The organism is Phaeovulum sp. (assembly GCF_041596715.1).
In the GTDB taxonomy this organism is placed as follows: domain Bacteria; phylum Pseudomonadota; class Alphaproteobacteria; order Rhodobacterales; family Rhodobacteraceae; genus UBA6213.
On record NZ_JBFHIA010000218.1, the window covers coordinates 1 to 5082 of the forward strand.

The window sequence follows — 5082 nt, forward strand, 5'->3', positions numbered from 1 at the left end:
ATGTAGCTCGGGTGGTTGTGGCTCTCCATCTTGAAGATCACCGCCTGCCCATCGCCAATGTCCACGACACCCGCATTTTCGCCCGGCCCGCAGATCACTTGCGGCCCGCTGGTGGGCAGCGTGCGCAGCCATTTCTTCGAGGATTTGTAGCTGCAATGCTCGTTCCACATCGCCGAGAAGATCCCCAGCTCGGTGAAAGTCGGCTCGCGCGCGATGATCTCCAGCAGGCGCTCGTATTCGTCGGGCTTCATCCCGTGCGCAGCAACCAGCTCTGGCGTGATTTTCGGCTCGTCCATCTTGGCTTTCCCCCGGCAACCTGCCCGCGTCATAAATCAGCGCCCCGCATCGGGAAAGCGCAGAATCGCCCAGCGTGCCGGATGGCGAAAAAAAAGGCCGAGCAAAAGCTCGGCCCAAGTCCAACAGGGAGGTAGAAGCCGATGAGAGTTTCCTCGAACCACCGTCTTCTTCGCCCGATTTATGTGCAGGGTGAGAACGGTTCAAGGGTAAAATGCTGCGACTGCATCATGGCAGCCATGCGTTGCCCGTATGCCTCACCTCAATCAGAGCCTGCCGCGCCTTCGGATTGGCGGCGCCGATAGGCCATGATTTCTTCCTGAACAAAGTCGCGGAACGCCGAGACCCGGCGTGATTGCCGCAGCTCTTCGGGATAGGCAAGAAAAACCGGGACTTCGACCGACTCGATCTCGGGCAGCACCCGCACCAGATGCGGAAAATCCTCAGTCAGATAGTCGGGCAAGACGCCAATCCCGATGTGATTGAGCACCCCTTGCAGCACGCCGAAGTAGTTGTTGATCGTCAGCGACGAGGGGATGTTGTAGGAAAGTAGCATGTTTGAAAGGTTTGCCCCGGCGGCAACCTGCGGCGTTACAGGGTTCTGGCAGATCAGGCGATGTTCGCTCAGCTCCTCCAGCCGCAGCGGGCTACCCGCCCGCGCGATGTATTCGGGCGAGGCGTAAAGTCGCATCCGTATATTCATCAACCGCTTGCGGATCAGATCGGCCTGACTTGGTTCCTTCATGCGGATCGCGACATCGGCCTCGCGCATCGGCAGATCAAGCACCCGCTCTTCAAGCATCAGATCCACCTTGAGGTCGGGGTAGCGCTCGTAAAGCTTCACCAGACGCGGCACCAGCCAAAGCGTCCCAAACCCGGTGGTGGTGGTAACCTTCAATTCGCCGAACACTTCTTCTTCGCTGTCGCGGATGCGCGCGGCAGCCGAATCGAGCTTGCGGGCCATGGTCGCGGTTGCATCGAACAGCAACTCGCCCTGCTCGGTCAGAATCAGCCCGCGTGCGTGGCGGTGAAACAGCGTGGTGCCTAGGCTTTCCTCAAGCGCGCGAATCTGGCGGCTGACGGCAGACTGCGACAGGTGCAGCGCGTCCCCGGCGTGGGTCAGCGACCCGGCGTCCGCCACCGCATGGAATATTCTCAGCTTGTCCCAGTCCATCGTGTGCATATTCAAATACCGATATCTTTTCCGTGAACATTTTCGCTTCGCGCCTTACCCACACTGCGCAAAATTGACAAATGTGTATACCACGGTTTTCTGCTTTGTAGGTCAGCTTTTTTGACCTATCATGCGATAGCTGCATGCTTCTAGGGGGGGGCCTGATGGCCAAGCAAGATATTTCTCTGGCTGATCGATTCGATCTTTCCAAATCACCGGTGCTGCTGAATGGCACACAGGCATTGGTGCGCCTGATGCTGGCGCAATCGGCGCGCGACCGCGCGGCGGGGCTTGATACCGCGGGATATGTTACAGGCTATCGCGGCAGCCCGCTTGGCGCGGTGGACCTTCAGATGCAGCGTGCCGTGCGCGAATTGACCGCAGCCAACGTCACCTTTCAGCCGGGGCTGAACGAAGACCTTGCCGCTACCGCGATTTGGGGCACCCAGCAGGCCGAACTGCGCGGCGAGGGGCGGCATCAGGGGGTGTTCGCGCTGTGGTATGGCAAGGGGCCGGGCGTGGACCGCACAGGCGACGTGATGCGCCATGCCAACATGGCGGGCAGCTCGGCCTTTGGCGGCGTGCTGATGGCGATGGGCGATGACCACACCGGCGAATCTTCGACCGTGCTGCACCAATCCGATTGGGCGATGGTCGATGCCTATATCCCCGTGCTTTCCCCCGCGGGCGTGCAAGAGATTCTGGACCTTGGCCATTACGGCTATGCGCTCTCGCGTTTTGCCGGGGTCTGGGTCGGGCTCAAGACCATGAAGGACACGGTCGAGGCCACCGCCGTTGTCGATGGCGATCCGTTCCGCACCAGCTTCAAGCTGCCCGATTTTCCAATGCCGCAAGGCGGGCTCAACATCCGCCTTGGCGACACGCCGGTGGCGCAAGAAGCGCGGATGATCGACCACAAGCGTTTTGCCGCCGAGGCTTTTGCCCGCGCCAACCGGATCGACAAGCGTATGCACGGCGCGCCCGGCGCGAAAATCGGCTTTGTCGCGGCGGGCAAGAACTGGCTCGATCTTGTCCACGCTTTCGCGCTTTTGGGGCTAGAGGCGGATGAACTTACGCGCCTTGGCATCACCACATGGAAGGTTGCCCAGACCTTCCCGATGGACGTGAAATCGTTCTCCGAATGGGCCGAGGGGCTGGAGCTGATCGTCGTCGTCGAAGAAAAGCGCAAGCTGATCGAGGTGCAGGTCAAGGAAGCCATTTTCGATAAACGCCGTGGCCGCCGCGTTTACGGCTGGAAACACGCAGTCACCGGCGAAGAGCTGTTTCCCACCCGCTATGCGCTCGACCCGGTGATGATTGCCGAAAAGATCGGTCAGGTGCTGATCGAGGAAGGCCGCGCCACCGCCGACGTGCAAGCGGGCCTTGCCCGCATCGCCGAGGTGCGCCGCGCCGACAACGCGCCCGAAATCGCCACCCGCACCCCGTGGTTCTGCTCGGGCTGCCCGCACAACACCTCCACCCGCTTGCCCGAAGGCGCGCGCGCCTATGCGGGGATCGGTTGCCACTACATGGTGCAGTGGATGGACCGCGATACCCAAGGCTTCACCCATATGGGCGGCGAGGGTGCCAACTGGATCGGTGAAGCACCGTTTTCCACCCGCGCGCATGTGTTCCAGAACCTTGGCGATGGCACCTACAACCACTCGGGCGTGCAGGCGATTCGCGCGGCACTCGCGGCAGGCACCACCATCACCTACAAGATCCTGTTCAACGACGCGGTGGCGATGACCGGCGGGCAGGCCAACGAAGGCGGGCTGACCGCGCAACAGATCACCCGCGAAATACAGGCGATGGGGGTTTCGCCCATCATCGTCGTCTACGACGAAAAGGAAGCCGTCGATCTTGCCAGCTTCCCCGAAGGCATTGAAAAGGTCGAACGTGCCGCGCTGATGCAGGTGCAGGAACGGCTGGAAAAAACCCCCGGCGTCTCTGCCATCGTCTACGTGCAAACCTGCGCCGCTGAAAAGCGCCGCCGCCGCAAGCGCGGCACCTTCCCAGACCCTGACCGCCGCGTGTTCATCAACACTGACGTCTGCGAAGGCTGCGGCGATTGTGGGGTGCAATCGAATTGCGTGTCGATCGTGCCGGTCGAAACGCCGCTTGGCACCAAACGCGCCATCGACCAATCCAGCTGCAACAAGGACTTCAGTTGCCTCAAGGGGTTTTGCCCCTCGTTCGTGACCGTTGCGGGGGCCAAGCTGCGCAAGGCGGCCACCGCCACTGTGGCGATGCCAGATCTGCCGCAACCCACGCTGCCCGCGATCAACGGCACCCACAACGTGGTCATCACCGGTGTCGGGGGAACCGGCGTCGTGACCGTGGGCGCGGTGCTTGCCATGGCCGCGCATGTCGATGGCAAGGGCGCGGGTATGATGGAAATGGCGGGCCTCGCGCAAAAGGGCGGTGCCGTGCACATCCACCTGCGCCTTGCCAACCGCCCCGAAGACATCTCTGCCATTCGCGTCGCGGTGGGCGAGGCTGATTGCGTGATCGGCGGCGATCTGGTGGTGACGGCGGGTGCCAAGACACTGGGCCTGATGCGCAGCGGGCGCACCGGCGCTGTGGTCAACAGCCACGAGATTGTTACCGGCGAGTTTACCCGCAACCGCGATTTCAGGCTGCCAACCGAACGGCTGCGCCTGTCGCTTGAAGCACGGCTGGGCGAACGCGTGGGTTTCTTTGATGCGTCAGAGCTTACGCGCACCGCGCTGGGCGATTCGATCTATTCCAACATGGCGGTGCTTGGTGCCGCTTGGCAGCAGGGTCTGCTGCCGCTCAGCTACGAGGCGATCTCGCGCGCCATCGTGCTGAACGGCGCTGGCCCCGAGGCAAACCAGCGCGCGTTTGATCTTGGGCGCTGGGCCGTGGCCTTTCCCGCCGATGCCGCGCGCCTTCTTGCACCGGCTGGCCCGGTGGCCGAGCCTGACCCCATCGAGGTCCGCGCCGCGCATCTTGCGCAATACCAGAATGCGGCGCTGGCCCGCCGCTTCCGTGCCCTTGTGGCCAGCGCCCCTGAAAGCCTGCGCCTCTCTGTCGCCAAGGGCTATCACAAGCTTTTGGCCTATAAGGATGAATACGAGGTCGCGCGCCTGCACCTTGCCACTGCCGCCAAGGCGCGCGCCGAGTTTGAAGGCGATTTGCACATCACCTACCACCTCGCGCCGCCCATCCTTTCGCGCAAAGGCCCCGATGGCCGCCCGCTCAAGCGCAGCTTCGGGCCGTGGATGGGCCGCGTCTTTGCGCTGCTCGCGCGGCTCAAACCGCTTCGCGGCACCTTGCTCGACCCGTTCGCCCGCTTCCCCGAACGGCGGATGGAACGCGCGCTGATCGCGCAATATGAACGCGACATGGCCGAACTGCTGCCCGCCGTCACCCCCGCCACGCTGCCGATCTTGCGCGAATTGGCCGAACTGCCGCTAACCATTCGCGGCTTCGGCCCTGTGAAAGAGGCAAGCGCCGCCACCGCCGCCAGCCGCCGCGAGGCGCTGCTTGCCGCCATCAGGGCAGGGGGCACGCCACTGCAATCTGCGGCCGAATAGGCTTGGATTTTCGCCGCGCTGCCGCGTAAAAGAGGCCAAGGTCCGCATGTGTTC

The 5082-nt window shown here is 62.9% G+C and carries 2 protein-coding genes and 1 pseudogene; 1 reads left to right on the forward strand and 2 read right to left on the reverse strand.

Going from position 1 to position 5082, the window contains the following annotated elements:
* Positions 1-296: pseudogene (locus tag ABY403_RS13125) on the reverse strand (phosphoribosylformylglycinamidine synthase II); the annotation flags it as partial.
* 260 nt (positions 297-556) lie between these two features.
* Positions 557-1468, reverse strand: coding sequence for a LysR family transcriptional regulator (locus ABY403_RS13130; RefSeq protein WP_372841280.1), 912 nt, complete (start codon positions 1466-1468; stop codon positions 557-559).
* A 164-nt stretch (positions 1469-1632) separates the two neighbouring features.
* Between ABY403_RS13130 and ABY403_RS13135 the strand changes: the two genes are divergently transcribed.
* A complete protein-coding gene (locus ABY403_RS13135) occupies positions 1633-5028 on the forward strand; it encodes an indolepyruvate ferredoxin oxidoreductase family protein (protein ID WP_372841279.1) in 3396 nt (1131 codons plus the stop codon).
* Positions 5029-5082 lie beyond the last annotated feature (54 nt).

Excerpts from the sequence above, each read along its gene's own strand:
- ABY403_RS13130 (WP_372841280.1), bottom strand. The coding sequence starts at position 1,468 with ATGGACTGGGACAAGCTGAGAATATTCCATGCGGTGGCGGACGCCGGG.
- ABY403_RS13135 (WP_372841279.1), top strand. The coding sequence starts at position 1,633 with ATGGCCAAGCAAGATATTTCTCTGGCTGATCGATTCGATCTTTCCAAA.